Genomic DNA, 19,507 nt, shown 5'->3' with positions numbered 1-19,507 from the left:
CGCAATATGCTGACCCGCAAGCAGCTGGAACTACTCGACTTCATCCAGAAGCGCATGGCGCGCGACGGCGTGCCGCCCTCTTTCGACGAGATGAAGGACGCGCTCGACCTGCGGTCGAAATCCGGCATCCACCGCCTGATCACCGCGCTCGAGGAGCGTGGCTTCATCCGCCGCCTCGCCCACCGCGCCCGCGCGATCGAGATCGTGAAACTGCCGGAGGCGATGGAGAAACCGGGTTTCTCGCCGCGGGTGATCGAGGGCGACCGAAAGGCGCCGCCGCGGGGCGCGATGGCGGTCAGCGAGATCCACGCGCTGGAACTGCCGGTGATGGGGCGCATCGCCGCGGGCGTTCCGATCGAGGCGATCTCGGAAGTCTCGCACCATGTCGCGGTGCCAGGGTCGATGCTCTCTGGCAAGGGCCAGCACTACGCGCTCGAGGTGAAGGGCGATTCGATGATCGAGGCCGGGATCAACGACGGTGACATCGTGGTGATCCGCGAACAGTCGACGGCGGAGAATGGCGATATTGTCGTGGCGCTGGTCGAGGGCCACGAGGCAACGCTGAAGCGCTTTCGCCGCCGCGGCGGGATGATCGCGCTCGAAGCCGCGAACCAGGCCTACGAGACGCGGGTCCTGCCCGAGGATCACGTCAAGGTGCAGGGCCGCCTCGTCGGATTGATCCGCAGCTACTGAGCCCTGGCGGCGCGGCTGCGCCGTTCGGGCCTGCGGTTCCAGAGCCGCTCGCCGGACGCCTCGCGCGCGGTGACGATGCGGAGCCCGTCCGGCCCGGCATGGATCGCGAGCGCCCCGGTGGCGCGCAGTCTGGCGGCATCGTAGATCCGGCAGTCGCTTGCGGGCGCACCGCTCCAGTTCTCCGACAGGAAGACGAGCGCCCCCCCGCTGCAGGATCCGGCCGCGCGCTCCGCTGCCCCCTTGCCGGTGAAATGCAGCGCCGTGACGCCCGCCAGTTCGGCCGAAAGTGCGCCCTTGACACCCGCGAACCCGGGCCGCGCGTAGGCGACTTCCTGCAACGCCATGTCGCCGTCATCCTCGAGCCAGCTCTTGGCGACGAAACCCGCGCCCTTGGGCTTCGAGAGCGCCCGTCCCGCCTCTCCCATCAGCCCGACGATGGCGCCGTCGCCGGAAACGAGGAGCGTCGGCCGTTCCGCACCGGCCCAGAGCCCGAGCGCGACCGCCACGAGCGCCGCGCCGGTTCCACGCAGCCACAGAGCCCGGCCGATCAGCGCCGCGATGCCACCGAGGGCGATCAGCGGCAGCGCCGCATCTGGCGGCGTCGACACAGCCACGACCGCACCGTCAAGGCCCGCGACCCAGTCCGCGACCGCGAGAATGAGCGCACAGCCCTTCTCCATCGCCCAGAGCGCCGGCGCCGCGAGGCCGAGAGGCGCGAGCAGCGCCGCGACGACTCCGGCCGGCATCACCACCATGCCCATGATCGGCACCGCGAACATGTTGGCGAGAAGACCATACTCCGCGATCCTGTTGAAATGTGCCGCCGCGATCGGCGCGGTGGCAAAGCCCGCCGCCGCCGAGGACAGGATCATCATCGCCACCGGCCGCAGCGGCCGCGGCACCCGGTTCTGGACCCGCGTCCAGGGCTGGAAGGCGACGATCAGCGCGACCGTGGCGCCGAACGACATCTGGAAGCCGGGCTCGACGAGGCTCTCCGGCTCAAGCACCAGCACGATCAGCGCCGCCAGCGCCACTGACCGGAGCGAGATCGCCCGGCGGTCGGCCAGTACGGCGACCAGCATCACCGCCGCCATGATGAAGGCGCGCCGGGTCGCGACGTTCGGACCGGCGAGCACGAGGTAGAACGAGGCGGCCAGCAATGCGACCCAGGCCGCGATCTTCTTCGAGGGCAGGCGTAGCGCGAGCGGCGGCGCCAGCGCGAGCCCGTAGCGGCAGGCGGCGAAGACGAAGCCGGTCAGGAGCCCCATGTGCAGCCCCGAGATCGAGATCAGGTGCGACAGGTTCGAGCCCCGAAGTGCATCGTTCGTAGCCGCCGAAACCCCCGACCGGTCGCCGGTCATCAAGGCCGCTGCGAAGGCTCCCGCCTGCCCCTCCATCCGCGCCTGCATCGCGCCCGAGAGCGCCATCCTGAGCCGGAACGCCAGAAGCGCCATCCTGCCCTCGGGCGCTTCCAGCGCCAGAACCGGTGTGCGGGTGTAGCCGACCGCGCCGAGTCGCGAGAACCATGCCAGCCGCTGGAAGTCGAAGCCGCCGGGCTCGACCGGGCCTTCGGGCGGCGAGAGATGCGCGGTCAGGATCACCCGGAGGCCAGGCTGCGGATCGATCTGCTGCTGCATGCCATGCAGCGCAACCCGAACGCGCGTCGGTGTGCGGTCCGGCGCCACGTCCTCGAGCACGACCCGGTCGAGTGTCAGCCGTGGCTGATCGGAAAACGAGCGGTCGATGTCGACGATGCGGCCCTCCACGGGGCCGTAGTAGCGGAAGGACAGGACCGGCGCGGCCACCAGATGCGACCGGACGGCGGCGAGGACCAGCCCCGCGACCAGGAGCGCGAGCGCCAAGGCCGGCGCGCGCCAGAGATCCGGCCCGCGCAACGCGGCAACCGTCAATGCCACCGCGATCAAGACCGCGGCCGATAACAGCGCCGCGCTGGGCTCGGACCCGAGCGTGAAGTAAAGACCGATGCCGCAGCCAAGGAGCACCGGCGCCCAGGGCATCACACCGCCCCGCGCCAGGTCGAACCCCTCCCGCATCGCCGCCACCAGCCGCACCTTGTTTCCCTGTCCGGCTTTGCCTAATGAACGCGGACCAGCCTGAACGCTCATGGTTTCCGAAAGGTTAATCCGTCCATGTCCGAGATCGTCACCCGCTTCGCCCCCTCGCCCACGGGTTACCTCCATATCGGCGGCGCCCGGACCGCGCTCTTCAACTGGCTCTATGCCCGCGGCCGCGGCGGCAGGTTCCTCCTGCGCATCGAGGACACCGACCGCGAGCGGTCGACGCCGGAAGCGACGGCGGCGATCCTCAAGGGGCTGACATGGCTCGGTCTCGACTGGGACGGCGAGGTGGTCAGCCAGTTCGAGCGCCGCGACCGCCATGCCGAGGTGGCGCGCGAAATGCTGGCGCGCGGCGCGGCCTACAAGTGCTTCTGCAGCCAGGACGAGATCGAGGCCTACCGCGAGGCCGCCCGCGCCGAGGGCCGCTCGACGCTGTTCCAGAGCCCCTGGCGCGACGCCGATCCGGCGACCCATCCCGACGCGCCCTATGTCATCCGGCTCAAGGCGCCGCGCGAGGGCCAGACCGTGATCGAGGACGCGGTGCAGGGCACCGTCACCTTCGGCAACGACCAACTCGACGACATGGTTTGTTTACGCTCCGATGGTACGCCCACCTACATGCTGGCGGTCGTCGTCGACGACCACGACATGGGGGTTACGCATGTGATCCGGGGAGACGACCACCTCAACAATGCCGCGCGGCAGGTGCAGATCTACCGGGCCATGGGCTGGGCCGAGCCGGTCTGGGCGCATATTCCGCTGATCCACGGGCCCGACGGCAAGAAGCTCTCGAAGCGCCACGGCGCCGTGGGCCTCGAGGAATACCAGGCGATGGGCTATCCGGCGGCGGGGATGCGCAACTACCTCACCCGGCTTGGCTGGGCGCATGGGGATGCGGAGTTCTTCACCGATGCCGAGGCCCGCGAGTGGTTCGACCTGAAGGGAATCGGGCGGGCACCGGCACGGCTCGACTTCAAGAAACTGGAGAATCTCTCGGGCCAGCACATCGCCGCGACTCCGGACGCAGAACTTCTGCCTGAAATTGAGGCATATCTGGAGGCCGCAGGCGCCCCAAAGCTTTCGCAGGCGCAGAAAGACGGTTTGTCGCGGGCGCTCTACTGCGTCAAGGATCGCGCCAAGACTTTCCCGGAACTCATTGAAAAGGCGTATTTCGTTCTGGGAGAGCGCCCCTTCGCCCCGGACGAGAAGGCGGCCAAGGCACTGGATACGGTATCCCGTGGTATACTGAAAGAATTGACGCCGCACCTGCAAAATGCTAGCTGGGAGCGCGACATGCTGGAGGCCACAGTGGCCGGCGTCGCCGAGACTCACGGAATGGGACTCGGCAAGATCGCCGGACCGCTCCGGGCGGCCCTGTCGGGGCGCTCGGTCAGTCCCAGCGTTTTCGACATGATGCTCGTGATCGGGCGCGAGGAGACCATCGCCCGGTTGAAGGATGCAGCGGCCTGACCGCGCCTCTGGCGCCACGGTCGCGAGGGAGACCCCCGTCCGGCGTTTCCGGGCGGATGATGGCAAGGGAGCTGGGATGGACAAGATGATCAAGACCGCGACGCTGAGCTTCAACGGCAAGAGCATCGAACTGCCGATGCTGCAGCCCACCGTCGGGCCGGAGGTCATCGACATCCGCAAGCTCTACGCCGAGGGCGACGTCTTCACCTACGATCCGGGCTTCACCTCGACGGCGGCCTGCGACAGCGCGATCACCTATATCGACGGCGACAAGGGCGAGTTGCAGTATCGCGGCTACCCGATCGAGCAGCTTGCCGAACAATCGCATTTCCTCGAGGTCTGCTACCTGCTTCTCTACGGGGAACTGCCGAACGCGGCCCAGATGCAGGACTTCGAACACCGCGTCACGAACCACACGATGGTGCATGAGCAGATGCACTATTTCTTCCGCGGGTTCCGGCGTGACAGCCATCCGATGGCGACCATGGTCGGCGTCGTCGGCGCGATGTCGGCCTTCTACCACGACTCGACCGACATCTCCGATCCCTGGCAGCGCGAGGTCGCGGCGATCCGGATGATCGCCAAGCTCCCGACGATCGCGGCGATGGCCTACAAGTACTCGATGGGTCAGCCCTTCGTGTATCCGAAGAACTCGCTCGATTACGCTTCGAACTTCCTGCACATGTGCTTCGCCGTGCCCTGCGCGGACTACGTCGTCGACCCGATCCTGTCGAAGGCAATGGACCGGATCATGATGCTGCACGCCGATCACGAGCAGAACGCCTCGACCTCGACGGTGCGGCTCGCGGGCTCCTCGGGCGCCAATCCCTTCGCCTGCGTCGCGGCCGGTATCGCCTGCCTCTGGGGCCCCGCCCACGGCGGCGCCAACCAGGCCTGCCTCGAAATGCTGCGCGAGATCGGTACGGTCGAGAACATCCCCGAGGCGATCCGCCGCGCCAAGGACAAGAACGATCCGTTCCGCCTGATGGGCTTCGGCCACCGGGTCTACAAGAACTTCGACCCGCGCGCCAAGGTGATGAAGGAATCGGCCGACGAGGTGCTCGACCTTCTCGGCATCCACGACAACGAGACTCTGAAGGTCGCGAAGGAGCTTGAACGCATCGCGCTCGAGGACACGTACTTCGTCGAAAAGAAGCTCTACCCGAATGTCGACTTCTATTCGGGCATCATCCTCGAGGCGATGGGCTTCCCGACCTCGATGTTCACGCCGATCTTCGCGGTCAGCCGCACCGTCGGCTGGATCTCGCAGTGGAAGGAGATGATCGGCGATCCGACACAGAAGATCGGCCGGCCGCGCCAGCTTTATATCGGCCAGACCGCACGTGACTACGTCGCGGTCAACGATCGCTGAGTTCTGAGGCGGTTCCCGATTGGGAAAACCGAACACCGGAACCTGCCCGCGCGAAGCGGGCAGGTTCTTTCGTTTCGGCATCTGCGTCGAGGCCGAACCTGCCGGCCCGGTCCTGCGTCGCAACGCGTCGCGCCACAGTCGTCCGACGTCTGCGTCTACCAATAGGCCGGGTTGTCAAAGGCGGCGACGCGGCGTGACGGCCCCTTCATCGGATCGAGCGGCCCCGCGGTCAACGACTGTGCGAGCCAGCCCTCGGGCTGGCTGAGCCTCAACGGCGCCCGCGCTTGGTCCTCCGTGATCGGCAGGAACCCGACCCGGGCGTAGTATCGCGGATCGCCGTAGGTCATGGCGACGTCGACGCCGCGGCGCCTGAGCGCGTCCAGACCGTATCTCAACAGGCTCTGCCCGATTCCCCTGCCTTGCCGGCCGGTCTCGACTGCAACCGGACCGAGGAGAAAGACCGTGCGGCCATCCTCAGCGTAGGTCAGGCGGGTGAAGAGGATGCACCCGGCAAGCGCCCCGTCGTCCAGCGCCGAGAACACGTAGAGATCGTCGTCGGGCGTCGTCGCGATGAGCTTCGCCACCAGTTCGCCGATCAGCCGGCCTTCGTCGGGTCCTTCCGACGCCGAGAAGGTCGCCGCAAAGAAGGCGATGATCTCGTCGGTCCGGTCCTTGTAGTCTGAGGTGAAGTCCATGCCCGTCTCCATCCGCTCGGGACACCGGGCATAGCTTTGTCCGCCGCAGATAGCAACAAAACGCCCGACCTTCGGCCCCGCTCAGGCCAGCGTCGTGCGGTGGCTGAGCGGCGAGATACCGAAATGGCTGCGGAACACCTTGGAGAAATGCGACGTCGAGTTGAAGCCGCAGGCCATCGCGATCTGGGCGATGGATTCCTCGGTCTGCACGATCAGGTTGCGCGCCCGGTGGAGCCGCATCTCCACCACATAGCGTTTAGGCGAGGTGTTGAGGTACTTGCCGAAGAGCCGCTCGAGCTGGCGCGTCGAGATGCCAAGCTCCTCGGCGATCTCGCACGGCGCGAGCGGATCCTCGATACTGTCCTCCATGAGCTGGATCGCGCGGGTCAGATGCGTGTTGCGCATCCCGTGGCGCGATTGCAGCGAGACGCGCTGCGCGGCCGAGCCCTCGCGGACCGCGTTGTAGACCATCTGGTCCGCGACCGCGGTGGCGAGCCCGGTGCCGTGGTCGCGGGCGATGAGGTGCAGCATCAGGTCCGCCGCCGCGGTGCCGCCCGAGGCGGTGACGAATTTCTGGTTGGCGACGAAGACGTTGCGCACCAGCGGCACGGCCGGGAACTTCTCGGCGAAGAGATCGTGGAACTCCCAATGGATCGCGGTCTCGACGCCGTCGAGGAAGCCGGCCTTGGCGAGCACATAGGCGCCCGAGCAGATCGCGCCGATCTGGGTTCCGCTCGCCCGTTCGCGGCGGAGATAATTCAGCACTGCGGGCGTGGTGTGGTTCTGGACATGGATGCCGGAGATCAGGAACAGCCGGTCGTCGCGCTCCAAGGGCTCCAGCCCGCGGTCGACCAGCGTCACCGCCCGGTTCGACGAGGTGGCCGAGGTGCCGTTCTCGGAGGCGAGCGACCAGCGAAAGAGCGGCTTGCCGGAAACGAGGTTGGCGATGCGCAGCGGTTCCAGCGCGCAGGAGAACGCGAGATGCGAGAAGTTCTCGAGGAGAAGGAAGACGAAATGCGCGGTCTGGGTCATCGCCGTGGTCCTTGAGAAAAGGGGGGCGCCCGGCAAGGCGCCCCCGGAGGTCAGGTCAGTTGGCGGCCGCGCGGGCGGCTTCGAGCCAGCCGTCATATTCGGCCTGGTGGGATTCGATCCAGGCCGCGACATGGCCGTCGATCGCGTCCGAGCTGTCCTCGCCATCGGCGATCAGCTTGTTCTGGGCCGAGATGTCGTTGATGTCGATCGTGGCAACCTCGAAGAGCTTCGCAGCGGCCGGATTGGCCTCGAGGAAGTCGTTGCGCGCCACGATCCGCAAGCTGTCGAGGGCGAAGCCGAGGTTCTTGCCTTCGAACTCGGTTTCTCCGGTCGCGCCGTCCGGCAGCGAGGTATAGGGCACCGAGAGCCATTCGACGTCCTGGCCCGGGACCAGCGCGCCCGAGACCCAGTAGGGCGTCCAGGTGTAGTAGAGAACCGGCTCGCCGTTCGCTTGGCGGGCGATCGTGTCGGCGATGATCGCGTTGTATTCGCCTTGGTTGTGGTTGACGGTATCGCGCAGACCGAACTCGGTCAGCTGGTGCTCGATCACGCGCTCGCAGCCCCAGCCCGGCACGCAGCCTGCGAGGTCGGCCTTGCCGTCGCCATCGGCGTCGAACTTCGCGGCAATCTCGGGATCCTTGAGCATGCCGAGGTCGGTGATCCCGGCATCGTAGCTCGCCTTGTCGACAAGATAGCCCTGGAGCGCGCCCTCGACCATGGTGCCGACCTTGGTCATTGCGGCTTCGCCGCCCGCTTCCTGGAAGAAGGAATCGTGAAGCGTGTTCCAGTGGACCGGATAGAAGTCGGCGTCGCCGGTTCCGACTGCCAGGTGCGCGGTCTGGGCGGTGACCTCCTGCGGCTCGGCCACCGTGTAGCCGAGATCCTCGAGCGCGCGGTAAAGGACGCGGGCCTGGAAGAATTCCTCGATGTAGGATTGCACGACCGGGCGCACGGTGACGCCTTCGCCAGGCCTTTCATTGGCCATGAGCGGCGACGCGGTAAGCGCCAGCGCGAGGGCGGTCGAGATGGTGAAGTGTTTCATGTGTCTCCTCCGGGTTGAACGTGTGAATTCGGGTGGGTCAGCCGCGCCCCTTGACGAGGCCGACCACCAGCCCGACCGGGCCGGCCTGCCACCAGTGGCGATGCCCGCGCGCGCGCCCCGACCGGCCCAAGCCTTGCGTGATGCGGTCGAGCACGATGGCGAGGATGACGATGCCGAGGCCGCCGACGATCGCCTTGCCGGCATCGAGCCGGCCCATGGCGCGCAGGACCTCGTTGCCGAGACCCTTGACCGAGATCATCGAGGCGATGACGACCATCGACAGCGACAGCATGATCGTCTGGTTGAGCCCGGCGAGGATCGTCGGCGTTGCGAGCGGCAGTTCGACCTTGAACATGATCTGGTTGGGCGTGGCGCCAAAGGCGCGGGCCGCCTCCACGACGCTCGGGTTCACCCCCCGGATGCCGAGCGAGGTGAGGCGCACGAGGGGCGGCAGCGCAAAGATGATCGTGACGATCACGCCCGAGACGTTGCCGATGCCGATGAGCATCACGACCGGCACGAGATAGACGAAGGCTGGGATCGTCTGCATCGTGTCGAGGACCGGGCGGATCGCCGCCTCGAACCGGTCGGACTTGCCGGCGAGGATGCCCAAGGGAAGGCCGATGATCACGCAAAGGATCACCGACGAGATCACGATGGCGAGCGTCGTCATGGCCAGAGACCAGGCCGCCGGATCGAGGAAGCCGAGCGCCACGAGGCAGGCCGCGACAAGGATCGCCACGCGCCGCCCGGCGGCCTGCCAGGCGATCAGTACCAGAAGCACCAACATGATCACCGGCGGCACCGCCTGAAGCGCGGCCTCGATCCGGATGATCAAGCCGTCGAAGAAGCCCTTGATCGGCTGGATCGCCTCGCGGTTCGCGATCGCCCACTGCTTGATGCCGTCGGTGCGGCCGTCGACGTCGAGATCGACGGAGGAGAACGGATCGAGCCAGTTGAAGGTCTTGTCCTCGGCCATCACGCCACCTCCATTGCGGCGTCTTCACGCCCTTGAATCCCGCGCAGAAGCGCCTTCTTGGTCACCACGCCGACATTGGCGCCATCCGCCTTGACGAGGATCGGGTGATCGGTGCCGATCGCCAGATCGACGAGCGCGTTGAGCTTGTCCTCGGGCCGCGCCACCGGCCAATGCGCCGGATCGCCGTCGCCGTTCATCTGGCGGTACTGCGCGAAGGGCTGCATGACGCGCGCCGCTGTCACCAGGTCGAGCTTGGAGATGCCGGCGACGAAATCGGCGACGTAGTCGTCGGCGGGTTCGGTCACGATCTCCTCCGGCGTGCCGATCTGCACGAGCACCCCGTCCTTCATGATCGCGATGCGGTCGCCGATGCGGATCGCCTCGTCGAGGTCGTGTGTGATGAAGACCGTGGTCTTGTGCAGTTCCGCGGAGAGTTCCATGAACGTCGTCTGGAGCTGTCGGCGGATGAGCGGATCGAGCGCCGAGAAGGGCTCGTCCATCAGAAGGATCGTCGGGTCGGCGGCGATGGCGCGGGCAAGGCCCACGCGCTGCTGCATGCCGCCCGAGAGCTCGTCGGGGTATTTCTGGTCCCAGCCCGTGAGGTCCACAGCGTCGATCGCGCGCTTGGCGACCCGAACCCGCTCCGCCTCGTCGATGCCGCGCACTTCGAGCGAGAAGACGACATTGTCGCGCACCGTGCGGTGCGGCATCAGCGCCATGTTCTGGAACACCATGCCGATCTTCTGCGCACGGAGCGCACGCAGTTCCTTGGCCGACATCGCGTTGACGTTCTGCCCCTCGATGAAGACCGACCCGGCGGTCGGCTCGATCAGCCGGTTGATATGGCGGATCAGCGTCGACTTCCCGGAGCCCGAGAGCCCCATGATGCAGAAGATCTCGCCGCGCCCGACGCTGAAGGAGGCGTCGCGCACGCCGACCACGCAGTCGAAACGGTCGCGAATCTCCTCCTTCGACAGGCCCTGCTTCAGGACAGCGTCCATCGCCTGACGCGACTTCTCGCCGAAGATCTTCCAGATCCCGTCGCAGCGGATAACGGCTTCTCGTGATGTCTCGGTCATGCGGTTCCTCCCCGGCCGGACTAAAAGCACAGATTTTAATTGTAGACAATATGTATTTTATGAGACTACAAGATGCACGCGGTTACTGTCCGAACCAATCGAGTGTCGGACAGGCAGGAGGCAGCGGTGAGCGACGAGACGAGAAGCAAGAAGGCGATGTGCGCGGAGGATCTCCGGCGGCGGATTCTGACCCAGGCGCTGGAGCCGGGCAGCTATCTCGACGAGACCGAGATATCCGAGGCTTACCAGATCTCGCGCCCGCCCCTGCGGGAGATCCTGCGTCAGCTTGCGGGCGAAGGCTATGTGGTGCTGCACGAGAATCGCGGCGCCCAGGTCGCGCCGATGACCCACAAGACGATGCGCAACTTCTTCGTCGCGGCGCCGATGATCTATGCGGCTGTGAGCCGTCTTGCCGCCCAGCACGCGACGCCGGCGCAGATCATGCGGCTGAAGGATGCCCAGCTTCTCTTCCGCGCCGCGATTCGAGACGGCGACGCCGCGACGCGCGCGCTGATGAACGAACGCTTCCACGCGATCATCGGCGAGATGGCCGACAACGAATACCTGGCGCCAAGCCTCCGCCGCCTGCTGATCGACCACACGCGGATCGGCATGACCTTCTACAGCCCGCGCAACCGGGCACTGGCCGAGCAGCGCGCGGTTGCGGCCGACCAGCATGACCAGTTCATCGCGCTGATCGAGGCGGGCGACGCCGATGCCTCCGCCGATCTGGCGATCGCGCATTGGGAATTGTCGCGGGCGGAGATCGAAAGCTTCGTCACCCCCGCAGGGATGCAGATACCGCTCGGCCGCGCGCCGGGCGCCGAGCCAGAAAGAGGAGCCTCATGAAGTTCGAGGGCATCTACACGCCCGTCATCACGCCGCATCGTGACGACGGATCGATCGACCGCGACGCGTTTGCGGCGCAGATTGAGCACCTGATCGCCGCCGGCGTTCATGGCCTGATCAACGGTGGTTCCACGGGCGAATACTACGCCCAGTCGATGGCGGAGCGGGTCGAACTTGCGGCCTTTGCGAAGGAGGTCATCGGCAAGCGGGTGCCCCTGATCGTCGGCACCGTGGCAATCCGGCTCGAGGACTCGATCATCATGGCCGACGCGGCCGCCAAGATCGGTGCCGATGCGCTGCTCGTGGGCTCGCCGCCCTACTCGGTGCCGACCGAGCGCGAGAACGCGCTGAACACGCTCGCCATCGACCGCGCCGCCGACCTGCCGGTGATGCTCTACAACTACCCCGGCCGCATGGGCATCAACATGGGCGAGGAGTTTCTCGACCGCGTCTGCCGCAGCCGCAACATTGTGGCGATCAAGGAAAGCTCGGGCGACATCAACCGGGTCCACCTTCTGGCCCGCGACTATCCGCATATCCAGATGTCCTGCGGCATGGACGACCAGGCGCTGGAATTCTTCGCCTGGGGTGCCAGGAGCTGGGTCTGCGGCGGCTCGAACTTCCTGCCGGCCGAACATGTCGCGCTCTGGCAGGCCTGCGCGGTCGAGGGCAATTTCGACAAGGGCCGCCGGATCATGTCGGCGATGATGCCGCTGATGCGCGTCCTAGAGCAGGGCGGAAAATTCATCCAGTGCATCAAGCACGGGGTCGAGATGGAAGGCCGCTATGCCGGGCCGCCGCGCCCGCCGCTGAAGGCGCTCAACAAGGATGACAAGCGGCAGTTGGAACAGGTGGTGCGGGTCCTGAAGCGCACCGTGGCCGAGATCGAAGCGGAGTAACAGCGATGAGCGACCTTCTGACCACCGAGGAATACAAGGCCATCGCCGCTGGCCTCACCCTGCCCACGCAGGCCTTCATCGACGGCAGCTTCCGCCCGGCGAAGTCGGGCAAGACTTTCGACACCGTGAACCCCGCGACCGGCGCCGTGCTCGCCAAGGTCGCCGCCTGCGATGCGGCGGACGTGGATTTCGCCGTCGAGAAGGCGCGCGACGCCTTCGAGGACGGCCGCTGGTCGCGCCTTCATCCGGGTGAACGCAAACAGGTTCTCATCCGCCTCGCCAAGCTCATCAAGCGCAACGCGCGGGAGCTGGCGGTGATGGAAAGCCTCGACAGCGGCAAGACCATCTACGACTGCGAGACGGTGGACGTGCCTGAGACGATCCACTGCCTGACCTGGCATGCCGAGCTCATCGACAAGATCTACGACCAGGTCTCGCCCGCCTCGGACAACCATATCGCGATGGTGGTGCGCGAGCCCGTCGGCGTCGTCGGCCTCGTCCTGCCGTGGAACTTTCCGCTCCTGATGCTCGCCTGGAAGATCAGCCCGGCGCTCGCCTCCGGCTGCTCAGTCATCGTGAAACCGGCCGAGGAAACCTCGCTGACCGCGCTCCGAATCGCCGAACTCGCGATGGAGGCGGGAGTGCCGGCGGGCGTTCTCAACGTCGTCCCGGGCAGCGGACCGGAGGTGGGCGAACCCCTCGGCCGGCACATGGACGTGGACGCGCTCTCCTTCACCGGCTCGACCGAGACCGGGCGTCGCTTCCTGCGCTACGCGGCGGAATCGAACCTCAAGGAAGTCACGCTCGAGATGGGCGGCAAGAACCCCGCCGTGGTGCTCGATGATGCCGAGAACCTCGACCGGATCGCCGCGCATGTCGTCAACGGCGCCTTCTGGAACATGGGCGAGAACTGCTCGGCCTCCTCGCGACTGATCGTGCAGAAGGGGGTGAAGGACGCGCTTCTGAAGCGCATCCTCGCCCATGCCCGCGAATGGCCGATGGGCGACCCGCTCGATCCCGTGAACCGGGTCGGCGCGCTGGTCTCGCCCGCGCATTTCGACAAGGTCTGCTCTTACCTCGGCAAGGGGCCAAAGGTGCTGATGGGCGGCAAGGCCAAGGACGGCTTCGTCGAGCCGACGCTCCTCGACATCGACGACCGCAAGGCGGTCCAGGTGCGCGAGGAGATCTTCGGGCCGGTCCTTTCCGTCCTCACGGTCGACAGCGCCGACGAGGCGATCGCGCTTGCGAACGACACCGAATACGGGCTCGCCGCCTCGATCTTCACCTCGAACATCAAGCGGGCGCTGCGCGGCGCGCGGGCGATCCGGGCGGGGACGGTGACGGTCAACTCGTTCGGCGAGGGCGATATCTCCACCCCCTTCGGCGGCTTCAAGTCGAGCGGCTTCGGCGGGCGCGACAACGGCATCCAGGCGCATGACCAGTACACCCAAATCAAGACGATCTGGATCGACCTCTCCGACGACCGGGACGAGGCGGTCGACTGATGGCGCGCATCGGTTTCATCGGTACCGGCGAGATCGCGGCCGCGATGGTGCGCGGCCTCGCCGGTCAGGGGCACGAGATCCTCGTCTCCGAACGGAATGCCGACATGGCAGCGCGGCTCGCGACCGAGGTCGCGGGCGTCCGGATCGCCTCAAACGAGGAGGTCGTGGCCGGATCGGACACCGTCTTCCTGTGCCTCCTCGCGCGGGTTGCGGAGACGGTGCTGCCCGGCCTGCGCTTCCGCGAGGATCAGGCGGTGATCTCGGTCATGGTCGACGTGGCCCTCGCCCGACTCAAGGCGCTCTGCGCGCCCGCGACCGAGATCTCGATCACCATCCCCCTGCCCCCGATCGCCACCGGCGGCTGCCCGCTGCCGGTCTATCCCGCCTCGCCCGCGCTCGAGGCGCTTTACGGCGCGCGAAACATGGTCTTTGCGGTCCGCGACGAGACCGCGCTCAACGCCCATTTCGGCGCAACCGCGCTCTGCTCGCCGCTTCTGGAACAGATGCTGACCACCGCGACCTGGCTGGCCGGATTCACTGGCGATGCCGATCGGGCGGAAAAATACGTCAGCGCGGTGATCCGCGGCTATCTGCCGGAGCGGCCCGAGGGCGGGATGCTGGCCGAAGCCCTGCGCAACCTCTCGACCGAGGGAGGGCTCAACGCTACGCTCCGTACGGCGATGGCACCCGCGAATGCCGACCTCAGGTCGGGCCTCGACGGCTTCCGCGCGCGGCTCGGCCTCGACAGGGGCGAGGCATGAGCAAGTACCACGCGCGGCGGCTGCCGGTTCAGCTCGGCCCGGCCGCCTGGAACGCGATCCTTGGCCAACAAGGTGCCCCCCGGCCGCTCGACGGCGACCGCACCGCCGATTTCGTGGTCGTCGGCGCGGGCTTTGCCGGCCTGTCGGCGGCTCGGCGTCTGACCGAGCTGCAACCCGGCGCGCGGATCGCGATCCTCGAGGCGGGCCGGGTCGCCGAAGGCGCGGCGGGCCGCAATTCCGGCTTCATGATCGACCTGCCGCACGACCTCGCCTCGGACGACTATGCCGGGTCGGGCGACGACCGGGCGATGATCGGCCTCAACCGCCAGGCCATCGCCTTCGCCCGCGCGGCGGTCGAGGATTACGGGATCGACCCCAACTATTTCGACCCCGCCGGCAAGGTGAACGGCGCAGCGAGCCCTGCCGCCGAGGCGCATAACCGCAGCTATGCCGGCCACCTCGCCTCGCTCGGCGAGACGAGCGAGATGCTCGACCCGGCCCAGATGCACGAGCTGACCGGCTCGCGGCACTACCTTTCGGGCCTCTACACGCCGGGCACGGTGATGCTGCAACCGGCGGGCTATATCCGCGGCCTCGCGGCGGGGCTTTCGGCGCGGGGCGTCGATGTCTTCGAGGAAAGCCCGGTCACGGGCTTCGCGCCCGAAGGCGGTGGCTGGCGCGTCAGGACCGCGAAGGGCAGCATCAGCACCCCCCGCGTGATCCTGACCGTCAACGGCCATCTCGAAAGCTTCGGCGTCGAGCGCGGTCGGCTCATGCAGCTTTTCCTCTACGCGGTGATGACGCCGGAACTCGATCGCGCGGCACTCGACCGGCTCGGCGGACGCCCGCGCTGGGGTGTCACGCCCTCGGACCCGATGGGCACGACCGTCCGCCGGATCGACATCGGCCAGGGCGGCAACCGTATCGTCACCCGCACCTGCGCGACGCTGAGGCCCAACACCGTGCCGCGCCAGTCCGACCTGACCCGCGCGGCGAAGGTCATGCGGCGGAAGTTCGACGAACGCTTCCCGCAACTCGCCGGCCTGCGGATGGAACACGCCTGGGCCGGCCATCTCTGCCTGACGCTGAACGGCGTCGCGGTGATGCGCGAGATCGAAAGCGGCGTGTATTCCGGCTGCGTCCAGAACGGGCTTGGTACCGCGCGCGGCACCTTGACCGGCATCGGCGCGGCGGAACTCGCTTGCGGGCACCGGAGCGCGATCACCGAGCATTTCACCGCCGAGGCGAGGCCGAAGCGCCTGCCGCCCCGGCCGTTCCAGGAAATCGGCGCCAACACGGTCCTGCGCTGGAAGGAATGGCGCGCCGGCAAGGAGTGAGGCTCAAAGCTCCTTGCAGACCCGGAGCGCGTCCAGGACGGCGGCATGGATGTTGCGCCCGGCCACCGCGTCGCCGATCCGCGCGAGCAGGTAGCGACCCTCGGCATTGTGGCGCCGGAACGGGTCGGTTCCGGCGATCAGCGCCTCGGGATCGAGCTGGCCGAGATTGGCCGAGCCCGGCTTCAGCGCGTGGTAGAGCGCGTCCATCGGGACGAGGCCCTGTTCCACCACCACATGATCGACGATCCGGGTTTCGGTGGCGCCGGTCAGCACATGACGCAAGGTCGCCCGCCGCCGCGCCCCCTCGGCCTCGACGGCGACAAGCTCGGTGAGGCAGGTGAAGCGCACCCCGTCCTTCGCCAGTTGCCGGAGCGCCACCGCAGAGGTCGTGGGGCCAAGGTCGTGGAGCGGCGCGCGGTCGGGCGTCACCCATTCGACCTTGCAACCCGCCTCGGCAAGGTGATCGGCGGTGACGGCGGCGGGGTGGTCACCGGCCTCGTCGGTCATCAGCACCGCGCCCGAGGGACGGACAGCGCCCGAGAGCACGTCCCAGCTCGACACCGTGAGATCGCCGCCCGGAATCGCCGGCGGCTCCGGCCAGCCGCCGGTGGCGACGATGACGGCATCGGGCACCTCCGCCAGCACGTCAGCGGCCTCGGCATAGGCGTTCAGCCTCAGATCGACGCCGAGCCGCGTGACCTCGGCGATGAGCCAGTCGGCAATGCCCCAGACCTGCCGTCTGACGCGCCCCTTCGCGGCGAGCGCGAGCTGACCGCCGAGCCGGCCGGCGGCCTCGAAGAGCACCACCTCGTGGCCGCGCGCAGCCGCCACGCGGGCGGCCTCCAAGCCACCCGGCCCGCCGCCGACCACGACGACCTTGCAGGCCGCATCGGCCTTGGCAATGACATGCGGCATCACCGCCTCGCGCCCCGTCGCTGCATTGTGACCGCAGACCGCGGGTTTGCCCTGGTTGACCCGGTCGACGCAGTATCCGAGGCCGACGCAGGGACGGATCCGCTCCTCGTCACCGCGCGCGAGCTTCGCCACCAGATGCGGATCGGCCATATGGGCGCGGGTCATGCCGACGAGATCGACATGGCCCTCGGCCACGGCGTGGCGGGCGGTAGCAAGATCGGCGATACCGCCCGCGTGGAAGACCGGCAGGCCGGTCGCCTGCCGGATGCGCCCGGCGATCGGCAGATGCGGCGCCGAGGGCATCCCCATCGGCGGCACCCAGCCGGCGAGGCCGAGATCGTCATAGGGTGCGCCCGCGAGCACGTTGATGAAATCGACGGCACCCGCCTCGGCCAGCATCCGCGCGACGGCGACGCAGTCATCGGCCGAAAGGCCCCCCTCGGCAAGCTCGTCGCCGGTCAGGCGGATGCCGAGGATCATCTCCGGCCCGACCTCGGCGCGGATCGCGCCGAGCGCTTCCAGCGTCAGCCGCAGCCGGTTTTCCAAGGGGCCGCCGTAGCGGTCCTCGCGGTCGTTGACCAAAGGCGAGAGGAACTGGCCGAGAAGATGCGAATGCGACAGGATCTCGATCCCGTCGAAGCCGCCCTCCTTGCAGCGCCGCGCGGCGGCGGCGAAGTCGCCGGTGACGCGGACGATGTCCTCGGCCTCCATCACCTTTGGGAAGGCCCGATGCGCCCGCTCGCGCCGTCCCGAGGGGCCGATGACCGGCAGCCAGTTTCCGTCGTCCCAGGCGGTGCGGCGGCCCATATGGGTGATCTGGCACATCACGGCGGCGCCCTGCGCCTTCACGCCAGAGGTCAGGCGCCGGAACCACGGCACGATGCTGTCATCGCCGGCATAGAGCTGACCAAAGACCGAAGGGCTGTCGGGCGCGATATTGGTCGAGCCGCCGATCATCGTCATGCCGATGCCGCCCTTCGCCTTCTCCTCGTGGTAGAGCCGGTAGCGGTCGCGGGGATGGCCGTTCTCGACGAAGTTCGGCGCGTGGGCCGTCGAGATGATCCGGTTGCGGATCGTGAGGTGGCGAAGCCGGTAGGGTTCGAGAAGCGGGTCCATCAGGGTTCCTTGCGGAAAGGGTTGACCGGGATGCCGGGGCACGACCGGACCGGAAGGCACCACGCCGGCGCCGGGCGCCTCCCCTCCCCCTCGTGGGGAGGGGATGGGGGTGTAGGGCGGCCCCGGAGTGGGTTCTTCCGATCCGATCCCGTCTATCCCGCGATGCCCGCCGACGGTGGCCTCTGAGCGACACCGAAAGTCGGGTAGCGCCAGCGGTGATCAAGGCAGACTCAGTTTCGCCATCCGCCCGCCGTCGACGGTCCAGACCTGCCCGGTGACGAAACCCGCCTCGCCCGAAGCGAGCCAGGCGACGATGGCCGCGACCTCCTCGGGGCGGCCGGTGCGGCCGACCGGATGGATGCGGCCGATCTCGCGGCGGAAGGCAGCGGGGTCGGGCATCTTTTCGATGAAATCAACGTTGAGATCGGTATCGATCCAGCCCGGCGCGACCGCGTTGCAGCGGATGCCCTCGGCCCCATGATCCACCGCCACCGCGCGGGTCAGTCCATGCAACCCGGCCTTGGAGGCGCAATAGGCGGCGTGCGTCGAGTTCGACCCCAGCCCCTCAATCGAGCCGATATTGACGATGGCGCCCTTGGCCGCCCTCAGATGCGGCAGCGCCGCCTTGATCATGAGGAAGGGTGCGGTGAGGTTCACGGCCAGCGTGCGCTGCCAGTCGGCGAGCGACATCTCCTCGACGCTGGCCTCCTGCATCACACCGGCATTGTTGACCAGCACGTCGAGCCGCCCGGCCCTCTCGACCACCTCGCCCACGACCCGCGCCGGGCAGGCGGAATCGGCGAAGTTCGCTGCGATCCCTTCGAATTCCGCATCCGGCCCGCGCTGCGCCGTGAAGACCCGCGCGCCCTCCTCAGCCAACCGCCTGGCGATAGCTTGCCCGATCCCGCTGCGCCCCCCGGTGACGAGCGCGACCTTGCCCTGAAACCTCATGCCACGGCCTTCCCGCCGTTCACCTCGACCAGCGCGCCGCACATGTAGCGCGCCGCGTCCGAGGCAAGGAACAGGACCACGTCGGCAATGTCCTCGGGCTCGGCGATGCGGCCCAAGGGCACGGTCTTGCCGAGCTCGGCGACCGCCGTATCGGGGTCGAAGCCGCGCTTGGCGAAGCCGGTGCGCAGCATCGGCGTGTTGACCTCGTTCGGGCAGACCGCGTTGATGCGGATGCCCTGATGGGCGTGGTCCATGCCCATGCATTGCGTCAAGGACGCGATCGCCGCCTTGGTCATGCAATAGACCGCGTGGTTCGGGCCGGGACGCAGCCCCCAGCAGGAGGCGGTGTTGACGATCGCACCGCCCCCCGCTTCCTCCATGATCGGGATCGCGGCGCGGGCGATGCGGAACGGGGCCTCCACATTGACGCCGAGCGAGAGTGTCCAGTCGGCGTCCGTCGTCTCGGTCACCCTGCCGCGGGTGATGACGCCCGCATTGTTCACCACGATGTCGAGCCCGCCGAGCGCCGCCCGCGCGGCCTCCGGCAGCGCGTCGGCATAGGCGGGATCGAGGAGGTCGCCCGGCAGGTGCGCCTCAGCCTCGACGCCCGACACGTCGCGGTCGGCGACGGCGACCTTGGCGCCCTCGGCGCGGAGCGCCCGCACGATGGCGGCACCGATGCCACCGGCCGCCCCGGTCACGAGCGCGCGTCTTCCGTTGAATCTCATGGGTCA

Annotated in this window: 17 protein-coding genes; 8 read left to right on the top strand and 9 right to left on the bottom strand. The window is 67.8% G+C overall.

Annotation, left to right across the window (positions count from 1 at the left end; all coding sequences use genetic code 11):
- Positions 1 to 6 precede the first annotated feature (6 nt).
- Entirely contained in the window at positions 7 to 693 is a 687-nt protein-coding gene (gene lexA / locus OM960_RS01370; RefSeq protein ID WP_264770816.1) for a transcriptional repressor LexA, read from the top strand.
- On the opposite strand, the gene OM960_RS01365 is transcribed toward lexA, so the two are convergent.
- Entirely contained in the window at positions 687 to 2,747 is a 2,061-nt protein-coding gene (locus tag OM960_RS01365) for a ComEC/Rec2 family competence protein (RefSeq protein WP_264770951.1), read from the bottom strand. The two genes, lexA and OM960_RS01365, sit on opposite strands and share 7 nt — an antisense overlap.
- A 96-nt stretch (positions 2,748 to 2,843) precedes the next feature.
- Here OM960_RS01365 and gltX point away from each other — a divergent pair, with 96 nt between their 5' ends.
- Both gltX and OM960_RS01355 read left to right on the top strand, forming a co-directional pair.
- Positions 2,844 to 4,241 (top strand): glutamate--tRNA ligase, encoded by a 1,398-nt coding sequence (gene gltX, locus OM960_RS01360; RefSeq protein ID WP_263332474.1) that lies wholly within the window; start codon positions 2,844 to 2,846, stop codon positions 4,239 to 4,241.
- Between the two features lie 76 nt (positions 4,242 to 4,317).
- Positions 4,318 to 5,613, top strand: coding sequence for a citrate synthase (locus tag OM960_RS01355; RefSeq protein WP_411709772.1), 1,296 nt, complete (start codon positions 4,318 to 4,320; stop codon positions 5,611 to 5,613).
- A gap of 155 nt (positions 5,614 to 5,768) precedes the next feature.
- Here OM960_RS01355 and OM960_RS01350 read toward each other — a convergent pair whose 3' ends face one another.
- The 5 genes from OM960_RS01350 to OM960_RS01330 form a co-directional block, all read right to left on the bottom strand.
- A complete protein-coding gene (locus OM960_RS01350) occupies positions 5,769 to 6,308 on the bottom strand; it encodes a GNAT family N-acetyltransferase (protein WP_264770815.1) in 540 nt (179 codons plus the stop codon).
- 81 nt (positions 6,309 to 6,389) lie between these two features.
- The gene (locus tag OM960_RS01345) at positions 6,390 to 7,340 is read right to left on the bottom strand and encodes a GlxA family transcriptional regulator (protein WP_263332470.1); all 951 of its coding nucleotides are present in this window, start codon (positions 7,338 to 7,340) and stop codon (positions 6,390 to 6,392) included.
- Between the two features lie 55 nt (positions 7,341 to 7,395).
- Positions 7,396 to 8,382 (bottom strand): glycine betaine/L-proline ABC transporter substrate-binding protein ProX, encoded by a 987-nt coding sequence (proX, locus tag OM960_RS01340; RefSeq protein WP_264770814.1) that lies wholly within the window; start codon positions 8,380 to 8,382, stop codon positions 7,396 to 7,398.
- A gap of 37 nt (positions 8,383 to 8,419) precedes the next feature.
- Positions 8,420 to 9,361 (bottom strand): ABC transporter permease, encoded by a 942-nt coding sequence (locus tag OM960_RS01335; protein WP_264770813.1) that lies wholly within the window; start codon positions 9,359 to 9,361, stop codon positions 8,420 to 8,422.
- Positions 9,361 to 10,440, bottom strand: coding sequence for a quaternary amine ABC transporter ATP-binding protein (locus OM960_RS01330; protein WP_264770812.1), 1,080 nt, complete (start codon positions 10,438 to 10,440; stop codon positions 9,361 to 9,363). Before OM960_RS01330 ends, OM960_RS01335 begins: the two co-directional genes overlap by 1 nt.
- Positions 10,441 to 10,596: 156 nt before the next feature.
- On the opposite strand from OM960_RS01330, the gene OM960_RS01325 reads away from it, so the two are divergent.
- The 5 genes from OM960_RS01325 to OM960_RS01305 are packed head-to-tail and all read left to right on the top strand — an operon-like array spanning position 10,597 to position 15,791.
- On the top strand, positions 10,597 to 11,289 hold the full coding sequence (locus OM960_RS01325) for a GntR family transcriptional regulator (protein ID WP_290428513.1): 693 nt from the start codon (positions 10,597 to 10,599) through the stop codon (positions 11,287 to 11,289).
- Positions 11,286 to 12,188: a dihydrodipicolinate synthase family protein gene (locus OM960_RS01320; protein WP_264770810.1), complete on the top strand. Its 903-nt coding sequence runs from the start codon at positions 11,286 to 11,288 to the stop codon at positions 12,186 to 12,188. Before OM960_RS01325 ends, OM960_RS01320 begins: the two co-directional genes overlap by 4 nt.
- A 5-nt stretch (positions 12,189 to 12,193) precedes the next feature.
- Complete coding sequence (locus OM960_RS01315) at positions 12,194 to 13,693, top strand: aldehyde dehydrogenase (RefSeq protein WP_264770809.1); 1,500 nt, start codon at positions 12,194 to 12,196, stop codon at positions 13,691 to 13,693.
- Complete coding sequence (locus tag OM960_RS01310) at positions 13,693 to 14,454, top strand: NAD(P)-binding domain-containing protein (RefSeq protein ID WP_263332455.1); 762 nt, start codon at positions 13,693 to 13,695, stop codon at positions 14,452 to 14,454. The genes OM960_RS01315 and OM960_RS01310 overlap by 1 nt, the downstream gene beginning before the upstream one ends.
- On the top strand, positions 14,451 to 15,791 hold the full coding sequence (locus OM960_RS01305; RefSeq protein WP_264770808.1) for an NAD(P)/FAD-dependent oxidoreductase: 1,341 nt from the start codon (positions 14,451 to 14,453) through the stop codon (positions 15,789 to 15,791). Before OM960_RS01310 ends, OM960_RS01305 begins: the two co-directional genes overlap by 4 nt.
- A 3-nt stretch (positions 15,792 to 15,794) precedes the next feature.
- Here OM960_RS01305 and OM960_RS01300 read toward each other — a convergent pair whose 3' ends face one another.
- The 3 genes from OM960_RS01300 to OM960_RS01290 form a co-directional block, all read right to left on the bottom strand.
- Positions 15,795 to 17,822: an NADH:flavin oxidoreductase gene (locus OM960_RS01300; protein WP_264770807.1), complete on the bottom strand. Its 2,028-nt coding sequence runs from the start codon at positions 17,820 to 17,822 to the stop codon at positions 15,795 to 15,797.
- Positions 17,823 to 18,041: 219 nt separating this feature from the next.
- Positions 18,042 to 18,773: an SDR family NAD(P)-dependent oxidoreductase gene (locus tag OM960_RS01295; protein WP_264770806.1), complete on the bottom strand. Its 732-nt coding sequence runs from the start codon at positions 18,771 to 18,773 to the stop codon at positions 18,042 to 18,044.
- Positions 18,770 to 19,501 carry an SDR family NAD(P)-dependent oxidoreductase gene (locus OM960_RS01290; protein WP_263332447.1) on the bottom strand — a complete coding sequence of 244 codons (732 nt, stop codon included), beginning with the start codon at positions 19,499 to 19,501 and terminating at the stop codon, positions 18,770 to 18,772. The genes OM960_RS01295 and OM960_RS01290 overlap by 4 nt, the downstream gene beginning before the upstream one ends.
- Positions 19,502 to 19,507 lie beyond the last annotated feature (6 nt).

The organism is Defluviimonas salinarum, from assembly GCF_026013545.1.
GTDB lineage: Bacteria > Pseudomonadota > Alphaproteobacteria > Rhodobacterales > Rhodobacteraceae > Albidovulum > Albidovulum salinarum.
This window is presented reverse-complemented; position numbering and strand designations above follow the sequence as displayed.

What these genes read in the sequence shown, in the direction of transcription:
- gltX (WP_263332474.1), top strand. Translation starts at nt 2,844, where the DNA reads ATGTCCGAGATCGTCACCCGCTTCGCCCCCTCGCCCACGGGTTACCTC.
- OM960_RS01290 (WP_263332447.1), bottom strand. Translation starts at nt 19,501, where the DNA reads ATGAGATTCAACGGAAGACGCGCGCTCGTGACCGGGGCGGCCGGTGGC.
- OM960_RS01345 (WP_263332470.1), bottom strand. Translation starts at nt 7,340, where the DNA reads ATGACCCAGACCGCGCATTTCGTCTTCCTTCTCCTCGAGAACTTCTCG.
- proX (WP_264770814.1), bottom strand. Translation starts at nt 8,382, where the DNA reads ATGAAACACTTCACCATCTCGACCGCCCTCGCGCTGGCGCTTACCGCG.
- OM960_RS01300 (WP_264770807.1), bottom strand. Translation starts at nt 17,822, where the DNA reads ATGGACCCGCTTCTCGAACCCTACCGGCTTCGCCACCTCACGATCCGC.
- OM960_RS01295 (WP_264770806.1), bottom strand. Translation starts at nt 18,773, where the DNA reads ATGAGGTTTCAGGGCAAGGTCGCGCTCGTCACCGGGGGGCGCAGCGGG.
- OM960_RS01335 (WP_264770813.1), bottom strand. Translation starts at nt 9,361, where the DNA reads ATGGCCGAGGACAAGACCTTCAACTGGCTCGATCCGTTCTCCTCCGTC.
- OM960_RS01365 (WP_264770951.1), bottom strand. Translation starts at nt 2,747, where the DNA reads ATGCGGGAGGGGTTCGACCTGGCGCGGGGCGGTGTGATGCCCTGGGCG.
- OM960_RS01350 (WP_264770815.1), bottom strand. Translation starts at nt 6,308, where the DNA reads ATGGACTTCACCTCAGACTACAAGGACCGGACCGACGAGATCATCGCC.
- OM960_RS01325 (WP_290428513.1), top strand. Translation starts at nt 10,597, where the DNA reads ATGTGCGCGGAGGATCTCCGGCGGCGGATTCTGACCCAGGCGCTGGAG.
- OM960_RS01330 (WP_264770812.1), bottom strand. Translation starts at nt 10,440, where the DNA reads ATGACCGAGACATCACGAGAAGCCGTTATCCGCTGCGACGGGATCTGG.
- lexA (WP_264770816.1), top strand. Translation starts at nt 7, where the DNA reads ATGCTGACCCGCAAGCAGCTGGAACTACTCGACTTCATCCAGAAGCGC.
- OM960_RS01355 (WP_411709772.1), top strand. Translation starts at nt 4,318, where the DNA reads ATGGACAAGATGATCAAGACCGCGACGCTGAGCTTCAACGGCAAGAGC.
- OM960_RS01310 (WP_263332455.1), top strand. Translation starts at nt 13,693, where the DNA reads ATGGCGCGCATCGGTTTCATCGGTACCGGCGAGATCGCGGCCGCGATG.
- OM960_RS01320 (WP_264770810.1), top strand. Translation starts at nt 11,286, where the DNA reads ATGAAGTTCGAGGGCATCTACACGCCCGTCATCACGCCGCATCGTGAC.
- OM960_RS01305 (WP_264770808.1), top strand. Translation starts at nt 14,451, where the DNA reads ATGAGCAAGTACCACGCGCGGCGGCTGCCGGTTCAGCTCGGCCCGGCC.
- OM960_RS01315 (WP_264770809.1), top strand. Translation starts at nt 12,194, where the DNA reads ATGAGCGACCTTCTGACCACCGAGGAATACAAGGCCATCGCCGCTGGC.